The sequence below is a fragment of the Nocardia sp. NPDC057455 genome (assembly GCF_042802775.1).
In the GTDB taxonomy this organism is placed as follows: domain Bacteria; phylum Actinomycetota; class Actinomycetes; order Mycobacteriales; family Mycobacteriaceae; genus Nocardia.
In genome coordinates, this window is sequence record NZ_JBHVDM010000004.1 from 51,676 (window position 1) to 68,317 (window position 16,642).

Annotated in this window: 18 protein-coding genes; 12 read left to right on the top strand and 6 right to left on the bottom strand. The window is 67.4% G+C overall.

The annotated features are described in order from the left end of the window. Nucleotides 1-152 precede the first annotated feature (152 nt). Nucleotides 153-1,145, bottom strand: coding sequence for a D-alanyl-D-alanine carboxypeptidase family protein (locus ACFU5M_RS02785; RefSeq protein WP_379042610.1), 993 nt, complete (start codon nt 1,143-1,145; stop codon nt 153-155). 94 nt (nt 1,146-1,239) lie between these two features. On the opposite strand from ACFU5M_RS02785, the gene ACFU5M_RS02790 reads away from it, so the two are divergent. Continuing rightward, a complete protein-coding gene (locus ACFU5M_RS02790) occupies nt 1,240-2,586 on the top strand; it encodes a hypothetical protein (RefSeq protein WP_379042613.1) in 1,347 nt (448 codons plus the stop codon). A 517-nt stretch (nt 2,587-3,103) separates the two neighbouring features. Here ACFU5M_RS02790 and ACFU5M_RS02795 read toward each other — a convergent pair. Continuing rightward, nucleotides 3,104-4,624, bottom strand: coding sequence for a catalase (locus tag ACFU5M_RS02795; RefSeq protein WP_379042615.1), 1,521 nt, complete (start codon nt 4,622-4,624; stop codon nt 3,104-3,106). A gap of 500 nt (nt 4,625-5,124) precedes the next feature. On the opposite strand from ACFU5M_RS02795, the gene ACFU5M_RS02800 reads away from it, so the two are divergent. The 6 genes from ACFU5M_RS02800 to ACFU5M_RS02825 all read left to right on the top strand — a co-directional run bounded on the left by ACFU5M_RS02800 (nt 5,125) and on the right by ACFU5M_RS02825 (nt 10,808). Beyond that, nucleotides 5,125-6,174 carry a fused (3R)-hydroxyacyl-ACP dehydratase subunits HadA/HadB gene (locus ACFU5M_RS02800; RefSeq protein WP_379042618.1) on the top strand — a complete coding sequence of 350 codons (1,050 nt, stop codon included), beginning with the start codon at nt 5,125-5,127 and terminating at the stop codon, nt 6,172-6,174. Nucleotides 6,175-6,335: 161 nt separating this feature from the next. Continuing rightward, entirely contained in the window at nt 6,336-6,500 is a 165-nt protein-coding gene (locus ACFU5M_RS02805; protein ID WP_379042621.1) for a hypothetical protein, read from the top strand. Between the two features lie 243 nt (nt 6,501-6,743). Further along, the gene (locus tag ACFU5M_RS02810; protein ID WP_379042862.1) at nt 6,744-7,985 is read left to right on the top strand and encodes a PP2C family protein-serine/threonine phosphatase; all 1,242 of its coding nucleotides are present in this window, start codon (nt 6,744-6,746) and stop codon (nt 7,983-7,985) included. Beyond that, nucleotides 7,982-9,607 (top strand): CHASE3 domain-containing protein, encoded by a 1,626-nt coding sequence (locus ACFU5M_RS02815; protein ID WP_379042624.1) that lies wholly within the window; start codon nt 7,982-7,984, stop codon nt 9,605-9,607. Before ACFU5M_RS02810 ends, ACFU5M_RS02815 begins: the two co-directional genes overlap by 4 nt. Further along, complete coding sequence (locus tag ACFU5M_RS02820) at nt 9,604-10,050, top strand: response regulator (protein WP_379042627.1); 447 nt, start codon at nt 9,604-9,606, stop codon at nt 10,048-10,050. Before ACFU5M_RS02815 ends, ACFU5M_RS02820 begins: the two co-directional genes overlap by 4 nt. Before the next feature lie 266 nt (nt 10,051-10,316). Beyond that, nucleotides 10,317-10,808, top strand: a complete 492-nt coding sequence (locus ACFU5M_RS02825; RefSeq protein ID WP_379042630.1) for an ATP-binding protein — start codon at nt 10,317-10,319, stop codon at nt 10,806-10,808. Between the two features lie 7 nt (nt 10,809-10,815). Here the strand turns inward: ACFU5M_RS02825 and ACFU5M_RS02830 are convergent, their stop codons facing one another. Further along, on the bottom strand, nt 10,816-11,172 hold the full coding sequence (locus tag ACFU5M_RS02830) for a MerR family transcriptional regulator (RefSeq protein WP_379042633.1): 357 nt from the start codon (nt 11,170-11,172) through the stop codon (nt 10,816-10,818). Between the two features lie 144 nt (nt 11,173-11,316). Here ACFU5M_RS02830 and ACFU5M_RS02835 point away from each other — a divergent pair, with 144 nt between their 5' ends. From ACFU5M_RS02835 to ACFU5M_RS02855, 5 genes are all read left to right on the top strand, one after another. Then, entirely contained in the window at nt 11,317-11,736 is a 420-nt protein-coding gene (locus tag ACFU5M_RS02835; RefSeq protein WP_040872081.1) for an Hsp20/alpha crystallin family protein, read from the top strand. A gap of 117 nt (nt 11,737-11,853) precedes the next feature. Beyond that, a complete protein-coding gene (locus ACFU5M_RS02840) occupies nt 11,854-12,009 on the top strand; it encodes a hypothetical protein (protein WP_379042636.1) in 156 nt (51 codons plus the stop codon). 16 nt (nt 12,010-12,025) lie between these two features. After that, complete coding sequence (locus ACFU5M_RS02845) at nt 12,026-12,295, top strand: cold-shock protein (protein ID WP_063052859.1); 270 nt, start codon at nt 12,026-12,028, stop codon at nt 12,293-12,295. Nucleotides 12,296-12,625: 330 nt separating this feature from the next. Then, complete coding sequence (locus ACFU5M_RS02850) at nt 12,626-13,546, top strand: LLM class flavin-dependent oxidoreductase (protein WP_379042640.1); 921 nt, start codon at nt 12,626-12,628, stop codon at nt 13,544-13,546. Between the two features lie 381 nt (nt 13,547-13,927). After that, entirely contained in the window at nt 13,928-14,113 is a 186-nt protein-coding gene (locus ACFU5M_RS02855) for a hypothetical protein (RefSeq protein ID WP_379042643.1), read from the top strand. 6 nt (nt 14,114-14,119) lie between these two features. Here ACFU5M_RS02855 and ACFU5M_RS02860 read toward each other — a convergent pair whose 3' ends face one another. The 3 genes from ACFU5M_RS02860 to ACFU5M_RS02870 form a co-directional block, all read right to left on the bottom strand. Next, complete coding sequence (locus ACFU5M_RS02860; protein ID WP_379042646.1) at nt 14,120-15,184, bottom strand: dihydrodipicolinate reductase; 1,065 nt, start codon at nt 15,182-15,184, stop codon at nt 14,120-14,122. 105 nt (nt 15,185-15,289) lie between these two features. Continuing rightward, nucleotides 15,290-15,712, bottom strand: a complete 423-nt coding sequence (locus tag ACFU5M_RS02865) for a DUF427 domain-containing protein (protein ID WP_379042649.1) — start codon at nt 15,710-15,712, stop codon at nt 15,290-15,292. A gap of 31 nt (nt 15,713-15,743) precedes the next feature. After that, nucleotides 15,744-16,625 (bottom strand): acyl-CoA thioesterase, encoded by an 882-nt coding sequence (locus tag ACFU5M_RS02870; protein ID WP_379042865.1) that lies wholly within the window; start codon nt 16,623-16,625, stop codon nt 15,744-15,746. Between the last annotated feature and the right edge of the window lie 17 nt (nt 16,626-16,642).

Genomic DNA, 16,642 nt, shown 5'->3' on the forward strand with positions numbered 1-16,642 from the left:
AGACCCCAACTCATGCGATCACATCGGGAGCATCGGGCGAGCACTGATCGTTCCGTCTCGCCCGCTCGAGTGCGGGGAGGACGTCAGGACCTGAAGAGAGGAGGCGGTATGCGAGCGACGGTCTATCGCGGGCCGGCTCGCCGCCTTCGGCGCTACCTGATCGGCAGCGCGCTCAGGATCGGATCGTAGGCCCAGTTCAACATATGCTCGGCGTCGTCTCTTGCGGCGACGTCGCTGTCGGGCGAGCTGTGCAGGACCACACCGATCAGCGGTATTCCTGCCCGGACCGTCTCGAACAGCAGGCAGGTTCCCGCAGCGTCGGTCCAACCGGTTTTGATGCCGATGGTGCCGGGATAGTCGTGCAGCATCCGGTTCGTGGTCTGCCAGGAGTGGGCGCGGTTGCCAGGACCGGCGGGCAGGTGATAGCTCTGGGACCCGGCGATGTCCCGGAACACCGGCATGCTCATCGCGCGCAGGCCGAGGGCCACCAGGTCCGCCGGTGTGGAGTAGGTGGAGTGGTCGGTGGGGGCGGGCAGCCCGCTGGGGTCGGTGAAATGCGTTCCCGCCAGGCCCATTCGACGCGCCGTGTCGTTCATTCTGGCGATGAAGCCGTCTTGGCCGGGCCCGTAGGCCTCGGCAAGGGTATAGGCGGCATCGCAGCCGGATGGCAGCATCATCGCGTATAGGAGTTGTCGCGCGGTGAGCACCTCACCGGGGATCAAGCCCGCGTCGCTTCCGTCGTACGTGGTGCAGTAGGCGATGATTTCTTGCGGCACGGTAATGGTTCGGTCGAGGTCGCCGGCGTCGATCACGACCAGTGCCGTCATCACCTTCGCGATGCTGGCTATCGGGACCGGGACGTTCGGCTGTCGCGACCACAGCACCGTGCCGCTGATTCCGTCCGCCAGCGCTGCGCCCGACGCCTGCACCACATCCAGATCAGACGTCGACCAGGGCAACTGAACATGGGCGTCGCTCGCGGCGGGGGCGGCCGCCATGCCCAGACCGGCTACCACGACCAGCACCCCGGCACCAACAGCATGCAACGATCGGGCAAATGTCCGCATCGCCACATTCTGCCGCGCTAAACCGCCAAAAAGCGGGATTTGATCGACCAAATCACCGCACCGATCCAGCAACAGCATCCAATCAGCTAATCTCTGGTCGCGCCCAGTTTGATGCTGCGCGCCGCGGCGATGAAGTGATGTTCGGTTCGTCTTCGCTGGGTACGCCCGTGGAGTGGTGCGACGGAGTGAGGTGCTCGAAGGCGTCACCGCGTTCCTGGCTACCGCGGTGGCCGGGCTGCTGCTGGTCGTGCCGCTCAGCTTCGGGCGGACCTGCCATTGCACGCCCTATCAGGTCAACCGGCTGGTCCTCAGCGTGCCGCGTGAGGCGGCGATCGGAGTGCTGGTGGCCGCGGTCACCGCGGTGGTCGCGGTCAGCTTGGCCCGGCCGCGTACCGCGTGGTGGATCGCGCTGGCGGCGACGCTGTTGCTGTTCATCACGCACACCGTCGAAGCGCACACTTCCTCGCCCGATATCCTGACCACCACCGCATACCTCGACGCGATCAGCAGCGGAATCCTGCTCGGCGCGACGGGCGTGGCGGTGCTCGGCCGCCGCGTACCCGGGATGGGGTTCGTCGTGGGCGGCGCCGGGTGCTTCGTGGTCATCACGCTCTCGCAGGCCTCGGGACTTCTGGGCAACCCACACCGGGCGGCGTCCGAACCGCGCGTGTGGTCGGTGTTCGGAACGCAGCCGCTCTGGTTGCTCGCGGCCGTGGCCGCGCTCATCCTGGCGTGCCAGTTGGTCAGCCGACAGCGGTTGACGCCGGAACCCATCTACCCGGAATTGCCGCTCAGCCCCGTGGTCGCCGCGATCGTGCTGGTGATGACCGAATTGGCCGTCACAGAGTGGCGTTTGCGCCACGACGACGGCAGCGTCGGGCTCATCGTGACGGCGGTGTGTACCTTGCTGGCCACAACCGTCGCCGCGTGGCTGCTGCCACGCCGGGACGGGATCACGATCTTTCTCGCGGTCGCGCTCAGTGCCACCGGCAGCGCGGTGGGCAACGGGCCGCGCCCGGCATGGAGCGTGCCGCTGCTGCTGGGTCTGATCCTGCTCGGCTATCTCGGCGGGATCCGGTTATCGAACCCGCTGGTCGGCGCCGGATTGCTGGCGGCTGTCGCGCTCCTCGCCGCCGTCGCCCCGGCCGGCGGCATGCGCAACCTCGCCACGGCCGCGCTCGCCGTCGTCGCGGGATACTGCTGTGCCTACATCCAGCCGCGAACGGCGGGCAGCATTCTGGCGATCGCGATCCTGTGGCGACCGTCTACCGTGGCGCCCATTCGTACCGAATCTTTCGACTGGACGATGGTCTCCCCACACCATCTCGGCGACCGGGGCCCCGTGACCGTCGTCTCGGGTTCGGCATGGGCGGGCTTCGCCATCGTGGTCGGCTGCGGGATCGGGCTCGTCCTGCGCGCTTTCCCCAGAGACGAGGCAACTCGGGATCCGGCCGCCGAGGCGAGAGATTCCGCGGCGGCAGCGGCGCGGGGTGCCGAGAACGTCAGCGACTCGACATGAGTGCGTGCATCGTGGGAACGGCCGAAGCGCGGTGCGGAACCGCTCGACCGAGCGGCATCTGCGGAACCGGGGGCGCCGGTGGGGCGAAGCGGAGAATCTCGGGAAAACCCGGAAATCCACCGGGAATGGGGACTTCCACCCCGACCTCGGGCGCACTGCGGAGCGATGGCTGCGCGGCGGCGGGAGCGGCGGCGAGTATCGCGGCGGCGGCAGCCGCCCCGGCGGTCATGATCTGCCACGAGCGTCGTGGCGGACGTCGAACATCGGCCTCGAACGCCATGCTGCGGTCCTCCGATCTCTGTCGGCCCGCCCGGTACGACCCATCCGGTGCCACGGGGACGTCACCGAGCCTCGAATTGATTCGAAACACCACGGTGCTTGCGGTCCACTGGATCCGGAAGTAATGCTTCCGTATCCGGTCGAAGAGCCCGTCAGGGACACTCGCGAACCATATAACGAAGGAATAACGAAGGCAGGCCGAAGCGGCCGGTCCCGAAACCGGCCGCCGTAGCGTCCGTCAAGCTTTGACCTGCGCCGACGAGCGAGCCGGATTGGCTTGCCGGGCCGCCTTGGGGTCACGTTCGTCCTGCTTCGCGCGCACCCCGGCCTCGACCCGGTCGCCGAGCTGCTTGTCGACATTGCGCCAGTACTCGAAAGCCCGTTCCAGCACCGGCGCGGTGACACCATTCAGCAGGTGTCCGACGATGTTGTCGACCAACCGCTGGCGCGCCGCGTCGTCGAGCACGTCACGGACCAAGGTTCCGGCCTGACCCCAATCGTCGTCGTCCCGGTGCAGGGTGTAGGCCGAGCGCACGAGTTCGCCGTCGGTGTGCCAGGTCGCCGGCGGACCCGCGGCCGCGGGATCGGCATGCGGGCCGCCCTTCGAATTCGGCACGTAGACCGGGTCGCCGGGGTTGTGGTGGCGCAGCGCGCCGTCCTTGCTGTACGACCGGACAGTGGTGGCGTGCGGGGTATTGACCGGCACCTCTTTGTAGTTGGCGCCGATGCGGTACCGGTGCGCGTCAGGGTAGGAGAACCAGCGGGCCATCAGCATCTTGTCCGGGCTCGGCCCGGTGCCGGGCACCGAATTGCTCGGCTCGAATGCCGCCTGTTCGATCTCGGTGTGGTAGTCCGCCGGATTGCGGTCGAGGGTCATCTTGCCGACGTCGATCAGCGGATAGTCGCCGTGCGGCCACACCTTGGTGAGATCGAAGGGGTTGAACCGGTAGTTCCTCGCCTCGTCGAACGGCATGATCTGCATCTTCAGCGTCCAGCTCGGGAAGTCGCCGCCGTCGATCGATTCCCACAGGTCGCGTGTGTGATAGTCGGTATCCATCGCCGCCATCTGATCGCCTTCGTCCTGGGTGAAGAACTCGATGCCTTGATCGGTCTTGAAGTGGTACTTGACCCAGAACCGCTCGCCCGCGGCGTTCACCCACATATAGGTGTGGCTGGAGTAACCGTTCATGTGCCGCCATGTGCGCGGGATGCCGCGATCGCCCATCAGCCAGGTCACCTGGTGTGCGGATTCGGGTGACAGCGTCCAGAAGTCCCATTGCATATCGTGGTCGCGCAGATTGTTGTCGGCGCGGCGCTTCTGGGAGCGGATGAAATCTTGAAATTTCATCGGATCGCGCACGAAGAAAATCGGCGTGTTGTTGGCGACCATATCGAAGTTGCCCTGCTCGGTATAGAACTTCAGAGCGAACCCGCGCGGATCCCGCCAGGTGTCGGGGCTGCCGCGCTCTCCGGCGACGGTGGAGAAGCGGGCCAGCATCTCCGTCTTCTTCCCCGGCTGGAAGACGTCGGCCATGGTGTAGGCGCTCACGTCGTGCGTGACCTCGAAGACGCCGAACGCGCCGCCGCCCTTCGCGTGTGGCTGCCGTTCGGGCACGCGTTCCCGGTTGAACGCCGCCATCTTCTCGATCAGATACCAGTCCTGCAGCAGGATCGGTCCATCCGGCCCGACGGTCAGCGAGTGCTCGTCGCTGGGAACCGGAATCCCGGCGTCGTCGGTGGTGTGGTTCGGATCAGGCATCTCTCTCCTCTCCTACGAGCCGCGGGCGGAAGGCCGGCGACCGGACCGTCGGGACGGGCGGCACGAGATCGCCGTCCCCGGCTGCGAAGTGGCCCGCGCGGCAACTCGGCCGACAACTCCCCGATCGGTATCGAACCGACCTGCCTGCCTGCCGAGGAGCGCGACCACAACGGGGCCGAATGCCGACCCCATCCTGCCGGTCCTGTCGATCGACTTCCCCTGGGTCGGCTGCTCAAACTACTGCCGACCGGGGCGCCGGATCGACCACGCACCCGTCGCCGACGATCGGCGCCGGGCTCTGTGGTGCGGTGGCCGATGGGCGGCTACGCCGCGTCGGCTGTCGCATGCCGAATTCCGTCCGAGACTTATTGTTTCGATGGGAAGCGAAATGGAACTCGCGCGGCGGGACGCGGCCTGGTTCGCGGACCTCGCCGGCCGCGAAACGGCGTGCGATGCGGGCTGACCGGAATTCCGCCTCTCGTTGGGTAGATTCCCCCGCGATGTCCAGACTCCCTGCCACATCCGGCGCGAACGACGTGACCGATGCCGCGCTTCCCGCCTCGATGGTCGGGCGCCGGTATCGCAGCAGCGATCATTACGAGGTCGGGCGCGAGAAGATCCGTGAGTACGCCCGCGCGGTGCGCAACCATCACCCCGCGCATCGGTCGGAGGAGGCGGCGGCCGACCTCGGTTACGACAGCCTGCTCGCTCCCCCGACCTTCGGCGCGGTGCCGGGATATCTCGCCTACGCCGAGGCGTTCGACACGATCCTGCCCGGCTACGACCTGAGCCGGACCATCCAGACCGATCAGATGATCGAATTCCACCGGCCGCTGCAGGCCGGCGACCGGATCGCCTTCGAGATGTGCCTGGACTCGTTCCGGCACGCGTTCGGCGGCGACCTCATCGGCCTGCGCCAGACCATCCTCGATCAGGACGGCCTGCCGGTTCTCACGTCCCGGACCAGTTTGGTCGGGCGGGCCGACGAGGCTCTCCCGACGTGGTTCGGCGCGGTCGTGATGCACGGCGCCCGCCCCGAAGCACGCAAACAGCGCCGGGCATCGCAACCGCGCTATATCGGGGACGGCGGCGAGCCCGTACGCGAGACACCGCCCGCACCGGCCGGCCCACATGTACGGCCCTTCGGCACCGTCACCCTCGGCGCGGAGTTGCCCCCGCGCGCGCTCACGGTCACCCGGGGCGATCTGGTCAACTACGCCGGAGTCGCGGGAGATCCGAACCCCATCCATTGGAGCACCGAGGCCGCCGCGCTGATGGGGCTGGACACCGTGGTCGCGCAGGGTATGTACACCATCGGGCTCAGTGTGGACTTGCTCACCTCGTGGCTGGGCGACCCCCGCGCGCTGCGCTCCTACAACGTGCGCCTGACCAATCCCGTCCATGTCGGCGTGACCGGCGGCCGGATCGAGTTCTCCGGCCGGGTGAAACACCTGGACGCGGACACCCGTACCGCCACCATCGCGATCACCGCCGAACACGACGGACGCAAGATCTTCGGTCGCGCGACGGCCGAGGTCGTCCTCGCGTGATCGGATGTCCCGTTCGCGCTGCCGGAATGGCGGGTTTGGTCCGGAGCAGCCGGGGCACGTTGGAGGCGGAGCGCGCGCCCGCCGAGATCGGCGAACGTGAACTCGGCACCCGATCGAGTGGGCAACCGGCCCGCTCGCACCCGAAAGGACCGGTATCTGTCGTGGTTGTGCTTCTTGCTGTGATCGGCTCGGCCTCCCTTGCCGTCATCGCGGTTCATGCCACGGTCGTCGCCCGCAGCTTGGCGGAGCTCCGCTCGCCGCGCCACACCGGTGCGGTCCGGGAGGACGAGCGCGACATCGCGCGGCTCACGGGCACCGCGGTCTGATTCCCCGCGCCATCGTTTCGGTGGCCTCCGCCTGCACGCGGGTCGACGCTGTCATGTCTCGGTCGAATCTCGGATCGGATACGATCTTGACTGCCTCTCGGTCCAGCAAACGGCCGCTGAGACAGTCGGCGTGCGCTGGTGCCGCCCCATGGTGATCGGAGGCCGGGTTGTCGGTGTTCGCCGACGACGGCAATCGTGCTGTCATTCGTTCTGCCGCAATCGGACCCTCGACCGGTGGTGTCCGTGCGGCGTGACGGGACAGACGACGATCCCGAGGTGATCGTGGACACGGCTTGGCCGTGGCAGCAACCTTCGGTGCTATTGATCGAGGACGATCCGGCGGATGCGCTCCTGGTGGAGGAGCTGGTCGTGGACGGCGCCCCCGGGCTGCAGCTGCACTGGGTCCGGTCACTGGCGGAGGCCGCCGAACATCTGGCCACCGCCGCGCCCGACTGTGTGCTGCTTGACCTGCATCTGCCCGACGCCCAAGGGCTCGAGGCGTTGGAACGAATCCGCCAGCACACCGACCAAGTCGCGATCGTGGTGATGACCGGGCTGGATCAGGAGCAGACCGGGTTGGCGGCGGTGGCGGCGGGAGCCCAGGACTACCTGGTCAAAGGCCGGGTCGAACCCGAACTGTTCGGGCGTGCCGTGCGCTACGCGATCCAGCGCAAGCAGGCCGAGCGCACCAGCGCGGCGTTGCAGGCGATCAACATGCGCGCGCAGGAGAACGCGCGGCTGGAACGCGGCCTGCTGCCCACTCCGCTACTGCGCGGCAAGCGGGTCGTCGACGTGGTGGCGCGCTACCGTCCCGGCCGGGCCCACGCGCTGCTCGGGGGCGATTTCTACGACGTGGTGCAAGACTCCGACGGTACGGTGCACGCCGTCATCGGCGACGTGTCCGGACACGGTCCGGACGAGGCGGCGACCGGTGTGGCGCTGCGCCTGGCCTGGCGCACCCTGGTGCTGAGCGGGGTGACCGGTGCGCGGCAGCTGCGGCTGCTCGAACAGGTCCTGCTGGCCGAACGCACCGGCAGGCAGACCTTCGCGACGGTGACCAGCCTCATCCTGCATCCTGGCGAGCGCCGCGCTCAGGTGCTGCGGGCCGGGCACCCGGGGATGCTGCTGCGCTCGGCCTCCGGATTGACCTGGATCGAGGTGCCCGGTGGGCCTGCCCTCGGCTTCCTGCCCGGTCGCGCGGAGTGGCCCGTGCACGATCTGAACCTGCCGCTGGGCTCCGGGCTGATGGTGTTCACCGACGGATTGTTCGAGGGACGGATCGGGACCGACCAGGAACGTCTCGGCGAGCAAGGGCTGATGGACGTCGCCCGCGCCGTCCTGGCCGCGGATCCCGATTGGTTCGTCGACGAGCTGATCGGCCGCGTCGAGGCACTGGCGGGGGCCAGCGGCGGTTTGGACGACGATGTCGCCATCCTGTATCTGGGATGGAACGACGAGAGGCGAGGACAGGACCAGAACCGATGACGACGACGACCGGGCGGCCGCCCCTGAGCACGCGGCTGACCGCCCAGGCCTGGTTCCAGCTGGTGCTGGCCGCGATGGTGCTGGTGGTGATCATCGGCACCGTGGCGGGCGCCCAGGTGATCGCACAGACCAACCGGGTGACCGATCGGCTGCTGGACAAGTCGTTGCCCGCGGCGGCCGAGGCCTACCGGTTGCAGAGTGCCCTGGTAGACCAGGAGACCGGACTACGTGGCTACGGCATCACCGCCGACCCGCAGTTTCTGCAGCCCTATCGGGACGGCATCCGAGACGAGGAGCAGTCGGTCACCCGCCTGCGGGAGCTGCTGGCCGGCCGGCAGCCACAACTCGACGAACTCGACGCCGTGGAGCAGTCCGCGCGGCGGTGGCGCACCGAGTACGCCGAGCCGCTGGTAGCCGCGTTGGCCTCCGGGACGACGCGCGGCATCGAACCGTCGACCCCCAGCCGCGGTAAACCACTGTTCGATGAACTCCGGACGCGCTTCGACGTCCAGAGCAACAGTCTCGCGGCGACCATCGCGCACGACGAAGACGAGCTCGCGCACACCCGCACGGTGCGCGACGCCGTGCTGGCCGGGATGGTCGTCGCGTTCCTGCTGACCGGTGTGCTGCTGACCGTGTTGATCCGGCGCTTGATCGCCCGTCCCCTCGGCTCCTTGACGGACGCGTCGCTTCGGGTGGCGGGCGGCGACTTCGATCATCACATCGACGTGCACGGCCCGGCCGACCTGGCGACCGTCGCGCACGCGGTAGAGAGCATGCGCCGCCGGATTGTCGCCGAGCTGGACTCCTCGCGTGCCCAGGAAGCCGCGCTGGCCGAGCAGAAAACCGATCTCGACCTGCAGGCCATGGAACTGCGCCGGTCCAACGCCGAGTTGGAGCAGTTCGCCTACGTCGCCTCACACGATCTGCAGGAGCCGCTGCGCAAGGTGGCGTCGTTCTGCCAGTTGCTGGAGAAGCGCTACGGCGACAAGCTCGACGAGCGCGGCAAGCAGTACATCGACTTCGCCGTCGACGGCGCCAAGCGGATGCAGGTGCTCATCAACGACCTGCTCACCTTCTCTCGTGTGGGCCGGATCACCGACCGCACCGAACCCACCGCCCTCGGCCAGTCCTTGGACAAGGCGCTGACCAACCTGTCCACCGCGATCGACGACACCGCCACCCGCATCCGTCGTCCGGACGAGCTGCCCGAGATCGTCGGCGATCCGACCTTGCTGACGATGCTGTGGCAGAACCTGATCGCCAACGCCATCAAGTTCCGTGAACCCGAGCGCGCACCGGAGCTCGAGATCACTTGCGAGCCGGGTGAGAACGGCAGTGACTGGCTGCTGTCGGTCTCCGACAACGGCATCGGGATCGCGCCCGAATTCGCCGAGAAGGTGTTCGTCATCTTCCAGCGGCTGCACAGTCGTGAGGAGTACAGCGGAACCGGCATCGGGCTGGCCGTCTGTAAGAAGATCGTGGAGTATCACGGTGGCCGGATCTGGATCGACACCGACTACACCGCGGGCGCGCGCTTCTGCTTTACCCTGAGCACCGCCGAATCCGACAGCGCCGCCCGCACCGCCGACCTCGCCGCCCGTGAAGGAGCAACCGCATGACCACGCCCAGCCAGCCCATCGACATCCTGCTGGTGGAGGATGATCCCGGCGACGAGCTGATGACGCGAGAAGCCTTCGAGGACAACAAGATCGGCAACACCCTGCATGTCGCCAGAGACGGCGAGGAGGCGCTCGAGTTCCTCTACCGCCAGGGCAGGCACGGGGGCGCGCCGCGGCCCGATCTGATCCTGCTCGACCTGAACCTGCCCAAGTACGACGGCAGGCAAGTGCTGGAGAAGATCAAAGCCGATCCCGATCTGGCCCACATCCCGGTGGTCGTGCTGACGACCTCCGCGGCCGAAGAGGACATACTGCGCAGCTACCGGCTGCACGCGAACGCGTACGTCACCAAACCGGTCGACCTCGATCAGTTCGTGGCCGCCATCAAGCAGATCGACGACTTCTTCGTCCAAGTCGTGCGGCTGCCGCGGCAAAACCTGTAACAGCGTTCGCCCGCGATACCACCGCGCCCCTGCCGGGCTGTGGCACAGCGTTTTACGAATCTCGCGCAATGCTCGGGCCCCGGCGGTTCTTCGGAACGAACCCCGCGATGAATGGGGAATGATCAGCGGGGTATAGCTTCGTGGAGCATGGCACACGCACGGCGAACACGGCCGCCGAGCCCGATGACGGTCCAGGTGCTCGACGTGACGGTACAGCGCACCGATCCCCGACAGGGAGGTAACGAGGTGACGGCGCATCGACGCCCTTGGCACGGCACGACGACGGCACGACCGGACCGCGACAGACGCACTCCGATCCCGGCGGCTGGTGCGCGCTCGTGAGCGCGGGCGAGCGGGTCCCGCTACCCAACGCCGTACCGCCCTTGGAGCTGGACTTTCCTGCCGAGGCGATGCAATTGGCGACTGTCCGGCATGCCCTCCAGGATTGGCTCACCCAGTGCGGGATGGCGGCCGCGCCGGCCTACGACGTGCTGCTGGCCGTCGGTGAGGCGTGTACCAACGCCGTCGAACACGGCCATCACGGTGACGGCGGCGCGGTCTGCTTGCGCGCGTCGATCGAGGGCGACGAACTTCGGGTGACCATCGCCGACAGCGGCCGATGGAAACAACCCGACCCGCAGGCGGATCCGCTGCGCGGGCGCGGCATGCCGCTGATTCGCGCGCTCATTCCGGACGTCACCGTCACCACCGGCGATTCCGGCACGGTGGTCGATCTGCGCACACACTTCTCGGAATAGCTTCCGGCTACGCCCGGCCGGGCCAGTCGTCCTGCGCGTCTCGCAGGCGGACGTTGTCGGCCTGCAGCCGGTCGTTGTCCGCGTGCAGGTCGGCATTCGCGTCCTCGAGGTCGAGAATCCGGCGAATCCCCGCCAGGTTCACCCCCGTGGCGACCAAGTCGGTGATCCGCCGCAACCGGGCGAGATCATTGCCGCTGTAGCGGCGGGTGCCGCCGTCGCTGCGCTCGGGAGTCAGCAACCCGTGACGCTCGTAGAGCCTGAGCGTCTGCACGCCGATCCCGGCCAGGCCGGCGGCGACCGAGATGCCGTACACCGCTCGGCCGGGCTCCGGCAGATGCCCCGAGTCGCCCCTCTCCTGCGTCATCCATCCTCACTTCTGGTTGTTCAACAGATTTCCTAGTTTAGCGCCTTGCACTCAACTTCTCTCGATGCTATAAAAAATCTATGCCAGATAACAGAGGTTACCTGGCCCCTACTACGGAGAATGGAGTGAGTGGAGGTGGCGACCATGCTGATGCGCACCGATCCGTTCCGCGATCTGGACCGTCTGACGCAGCAGGTGTTCGGCACGAAGGCGCATCCCGCGGTGATGCCGATGGATGCCTGGCGCGCCGGCGAGGAGTTCGTCGTCGAGTTCGACCTGCCCGGTATCGACCCCGAATCCCTGGACCTGGACATCGAGCGCAATGTGGTGACGGTGCGCGCCCGCCGTCCCGAACTCGACTCGGGGCGTGAGATGATCGCCGCTGAACGCGCCCGCGGCGTGTTCAGCCGTCAACTGTTCCTGGGCGAGAACCTCGACACCGACAAGATTCGCGCCGACTACACCGACGGCGTACTGCGACTGACTATTCCGGTCGCGGAGAAGGCCAAGCCGCGCAAGATCGAGATCGGTCGCGGCAACGGGCACAAGGCGATCGACGCCTGAGGCAGCCGCGGAGAAAGCGGGCCCGGATTCCCGGGCCCGCACCCGGACCGGAACGCGAGAGGCGTTACCGCACAAAGGCTATCCCTGCGAACGGAACACCTGATGGAGCACCCGATCATGACATTGACCGAACGGCACGACCCGCTGCTCGCAACGGCCGAGTCCAAAAGCGGAGGTTCCCCCGAAGCCGCGGTCGTCTGGCCCGATCCCAGCCCACTGGACGCCTGGTGGCAGCGGATCATGCACGCCGATCCGTTGCCCGACGCCGCGTGACCCGGGCCATCCTTTCGTGACCGGACGCCCCGACCACCGGACCGCGGCGGATTTCTGGCGCCGCGGCACGGTGGTCTGGTTCAACATCGAGAAGGGTTTCGGATTCCTTCAGCCCGCCGACGATCCCACGCAGGTCTTCGTCGAGTACACCAGTATCGAGACGACCGGATACAAGTCGTTGTACGCCGGCCAGCCCGTCCTCTTCACCGCCACCATGCGCAAGCGCGGCCCCGAAGCCACGGCGGTGCGCCCGCTGCTTCCGGACACTCGACCACGGCCACGGTGACCGGCGCGGCCGGAAGCGATCAGACGATAGTGCCGATGCCTCGTACGGCCGAGTTGTTCGAAGCTCGCTCGACTACCGCCCGCCGGTGCCGGACGGCATCGTCGCGCGCTCGTCGACGCGGTGGCCCCGACTGTCGCCGAGGCCGATTCCGACCATCGGAGGCATCGGCACCCTCGGCGGGACGGAAGCCCGGATTACTGATATAACCGGATATGCATGTCCGGTAGCGCCCGGATCTGGAGCAAGGTCACATCTCGGGAAAGTGGTCGCGTGACGAACTCGCCGCCCCCTGATCCGGTGCCGCCGCGCCGAAGGGCCGGGACTCCCGGCTTGAAGTTCGGAATCTACGTCCCCCAGATAGTCCCGGACTACGGAACGTTGTCGGGCCTCGCTCGAACGGCCGAGCACACCGGCTTCGACACCCTATGGCTGTTCGATCATCTCTATGCCCCCGGACTCCCCGACCACCCGGCGCTCGAGGCATGGACGACCGCCACCGCGCTACTGGCCGATACGACGACGTTGCGCGTCGGGACTTTGGTCCTGTGCAACAACTTTCGGCATCCCGTGCTGCTGGGACGCATGGCCACCACACTCGATGTGATCTCCGGGGGGCGGTTGGAATTCGGCCTCGGCAGCGGCTCGATCCGAGAGGAACACCGGCAAGCGGGGATGCCGTGGGGGTCGGCCGCGGAGCGGTCGGAGCGGCTGGGTGAAGCGCTCGAGATCATCTCCCGGATGTTCGCCTCGGAGCGCACGTCGTTTCGGGGTCGCCACTACCAAGTGACCGACATGCCCAACCTGCCGCGACCGATCCAGCAGCCGCGTCCCCCGATCCACGTCGGAGGCGCGGGACCGAAATACACGATGCCGCTGGTCGCACGCTACGCCGATGTGTGGAATGTGCCTACCTACGGATTGCGCGACTGGCCCACGCTCACCGCTGCGCTGGAAGCGGAATGCGCACGTATCGGCCGCGATCCGGCCCGGATCCGCAGATCGCATCAGGCGATCCTCGCGGTGGCCCCACACGAGCGCGATCTGCCCGCGTTGCAGACACGCATCCGCCGCCGTTTCGGCGCCGAGGCGTTCGGTGTCGAACACGGCTACGTCGGGACGCCCGCCATGCTGGTGGACCGCCTGGGCGAACGAGCACAACAAGGCATTTCGTCCTTCGTGTTCATGGCCGGTGCGAAACAGGCCGCCGAGACGATGGAACTATTCGCCGAAGAGGTCATGCCACAGCTGTGAGCGCGGACCGCGAGCGATACCCCCGGTCATCGAGCGCATAGCCGGGTCGCTGACCGGGAGCGGGATTCGACGCCGTCGAGGCCGGGCGCACGATGAGACTCGTGTCCGAGTTCTCCCATCCGGCGGCACGAGAAGCATTGGAGGCGGTCGGCGGCCCGTAGATCGGCACGCGGTCACCTCCGACGCACGTTGGACATTGCCCGACCGGCCATTTCCCTCTGCTTCGGCAGGTCGCTGCCGCCCGGGAAGCCCAAACCCGGACTGGCGAGCAACACCGGCGATACCGCCGGGAGACCGAGAGCCGGCCATCTTCGAGATTCATATTCTTATCGGCGAGAATGCTATTGCGGCGGCCTGATCGCCTTGGCCGCCGAGGAGGCCGTGCTCTCGCTTCTCCCTGGCGACAGCTCGAGTTTCCTGGGCCTGCGTTATCTGCTCGGCGCCCGGGTGGGCCCGGTGGTGGCCGAAGTGCGGGTCCACGAGGCTTTGGGCCGGGTCGAGCTGCGCGACAGCGGCAACGACAACCGGCTCACCACGCTGGCCACGGCGCGCGTCTTCGGCGTTTGACCGGCTTCAGCCCTGCGGCACGACGCCGCGCGGAAGAGTGAGCGGCAAGTCGTTGTAGGTCACGATGCCGGGGGCCGCTGCGACGACGACGGGAATGGCGTTGATCACCGGCATCGCGGTCATGATGTGCCCGAGGGTCATGAAATCGGCGATCGTCTCGGCCTCGAAATCCGGCGGCGGCAAAAAGCTGACCACGTTCTTCACCGTCGGGCGGCCGTCGACTCGCAGGACCCAGCCGTCCTGATCGATCTTCCAATCGGGCTCGAGCGTCTGCCCTTTGCGCCACCGGACGTTGATCTCGACGACGGTCCTGTCGCCGATCCGGCCCCTCCAGCTCGCATGCACACCGGCGACGCAGCCCGCCGGGATGGTCCACGATCCGAGATCCAGATCAGCTGTCGTCCGCGCGTATTCCGCGTCGCAGCGCACCTCGTCGAGTTCGACGCCGAGCGCGTCGCCGATCAGCCGCACCGCCTCGCCGAACACTCCGGTGCCGTGCGCGGTCATCGCGGGCAGGCCGGGATCGTCGATCGGCCTGCCGAATCCCACCGGCTTCTCGGTATCCGGCGAGTCGTAGAACGTAGTGTCCGCCGCCTCATCGACGGTCACCTTGTCGACCCGGTCGCAGATGCTCGCCGACAGAATGGCGAGCAGGTTGATGTACCCCGGGCTGATGCCCGAACCGAACATGGTGGAACCGCCGCGGCGGCATGCCTCGGCGATCCGGTCGCGCCCCTGCCCCTGGTTGTGGCCGGTGATGAACGAAGCGGTCGCGACGACGTCCACGCCCGAGGACAGAATGCGGACCAGCTCGTCCACGTCGATCCACATCGGGTTGTAGACCACGCAATCCGGCTTCAGCGCCAGCAGTGCGTCGACGTCGTCGGTGGCCGCGATACCGAGGGGGTCGATACCGCACAACTCACCGACGTCGCGGCCTACCTTGTCCGGCGACCACGCGTAGCAGCCGACGAGTTCGAGCAAGGGATTCGCCACGATCGCTCGCACCGAACTCTTCCCGACATTGCCGGTCGTCCACTGGACGACTTTGTAGGTAGCTGTGTTTGGCACGCGCTCAGCATAGGCCTCCCTGGCACACCGCAGAAGCGTAATTCTCGGATTCGAGAATTCAGTTTTCGGTACAGCGAAAGCCGCCGCAGGTGCGTAGCCGGCGTTCTAGATCACGGCGGGTACGCCGAGCACCGCCGGTGTAGCCACACCGACGCTGACCTGCACCCGGTTCTGGTAAAACGCGACGTGCCCACGCAGACGGCCCACCTGGCCGACGGGATCGTCATAGCTCCAGCACACGGCTGCCTCGCCATCGCCGTCGAAACGCCAGTAGGTCGCCTGGCCTTTGAACGGGCATCGGCTACTGCGCGAGTCGTCGCGCCGAAGCGCGACCCGCAAGTCCTCGCGCGGGAAATAGAACACCAGCCCGTGGTCCTGTTCGTCGACGAGCAGCGGCCGGGTCGTCTCGGCGACGAGCCGGCCACCGAGGCGCGCGGTGACGAGGTTACGGCGGCGGTGGATGTCGACGCGATAGTCGGGCCTGGCCGCGAAACCGGAGGACTCGACGTCCGCCTGTTGTTCACCCATTCGAAGACTCCTTCCCGAAGGCCGGCGAGGTTCAAAGCCGCGAACTCGCGGGGATCATGGCATGTTCCCGGCGCAGCGGGCGGATCATCGCCTCCTGTGTGAAGGAGGCGATCAGCCGGCCGTCCTCGGTGTGCACCTGACCGCGGACGTAGGACATGCCGGCGCCCACCTGCGTGCTCTCGTGGGAATAGAGCAGCCAGCCGTCCCATCCGACCGGCTCGTGGAAACTCACCGTCACGGTCATGACCGCCGTGGAGATGGTGTGGTGCGCCTGGCTGGTGCCGACACCGTCATGCGCGCGCATGGTCGTCGACACCGAGAGGTGACCGGTGAAGTGGGCGAGCAGCGCCTTGGCGAGATCGTCGCGGACCGGAATTGGTTCGTAGCGCAGCCAGGCGGACAACTCGGGCGGGCCGACCTCCGCGGGATCGTTCACGTCCGCGACATCGACGACGCGCAACTCGCGGCCCGCCATGGGCATATCGGCCGCGATCGACTCGGCGGGCCCGGTGACCCGCGGGGGCGGCGCATGATGCCGGATGACGTCCGATGCCGGCGTATCGGCCAGGATGGAGATCGAAGCGCAACGGCGCCCGTTCTGCTGCACCGCCACTGCCGCGGCGGCTATCGAACGCCCCTCGTGTGTCACGTCGACGAGGAACTCCACCGGCTCGTCCGGATCCACGACCCGGACGAACACGGCGTGCGCCGACCGGATCGTTCTGCCGGGAAGTCGTTTCGCGACCGCGACGATGGACTGGGCGAGCAACTGGGTGCCGTCGACCACCTTGCGCGATCCGCCGTCATTGGCGCCGACGAAAGTGTTCGGGCCGACCGGAACGACATCGAAGATCTCGAGCATCCGCGTCACGGAGGACTCGCCTGACTCGGACGTTTCCTCCGTGCCGCTCATCGCGTCGGCTCCCAGCC

Excerpts from the sequence above, each read along its gene's own strand:
- ACFU5M_RS02840 (WP_379042636.1), top strand. The coding sequence starts at position 11,854 with ATGACATTGACCGAACGGCACGACCCGCTGCTCGCAACGGCCGAGTCC.
- ACFU5M_RS02815 (WP_379042624.1), top strand. The coding sequence starts at position 7,982 with ATGACGACGACGACCGGGCGGCCGCCCCTGAGCACGCGGCTGACCGCC.
- ACFU5M_RS02865 (WP_379042649.1), bottom strand. The coding sequence starts at position 15,712 with ATGGGTGAACAACAGGCGGACGTCGAGTCCTCCGGTTTCGCGGCCAGG.
- ACFU5M_RS02820 (WP_379042627.1), top strand. The coding sequence starts at position 9,604 with ATGACCACGCCCAGCCAGCCCATCGACATCCTGCTGGTGGAGGATGAT.
- ACFU5M_RS02835 (WP_040872081.1), top strand. The coding sequence starts at position 11,317 with ATGCTGATGCGCACCGATCCGTTCCGCGATCTGGACCGTCTGACGCAG.
- ACFU5M_RS02785 (WP_379042610.1), bottom strand. The coding sequence starts at position 1,145 with ATGCTGTTGCTGGATCGGTGCGGTGATTTGGTCGATCAAATCCCGCTT.
- ACFU5M_RS02870 (WP_379042865.1), bottom strand. The coding sequence starts at position 16,625 with ATGAGCGGCACGGAGGAAACGTCCGAGTCAGGCGAGTCCTCCGTGACG.
- ACFU5M_RS02795 (WP_379042615.1), bottom strand. The coding sequence starts at position 4,624 with ATGCCTGATCCGAACCACACCACCGACGACGCCGGGATTCCGGTTCCC.
- ACFU5M_RS02800 (WP_379042618.1), top strand. The coding sequence starts at position 5,125 with ATGTCCAGACTCCCTGCCACATCCGGCGCGAACGACGTGACCGATGCC.
- ACFU5M_RS02830 (WP_379042633.1), bottom strand. The coding sequence starts at position 11,172 with ATGACGCAGGAGAGGGGCGACTCGGGGCATCTGCCGGAGCCCGGCCGA.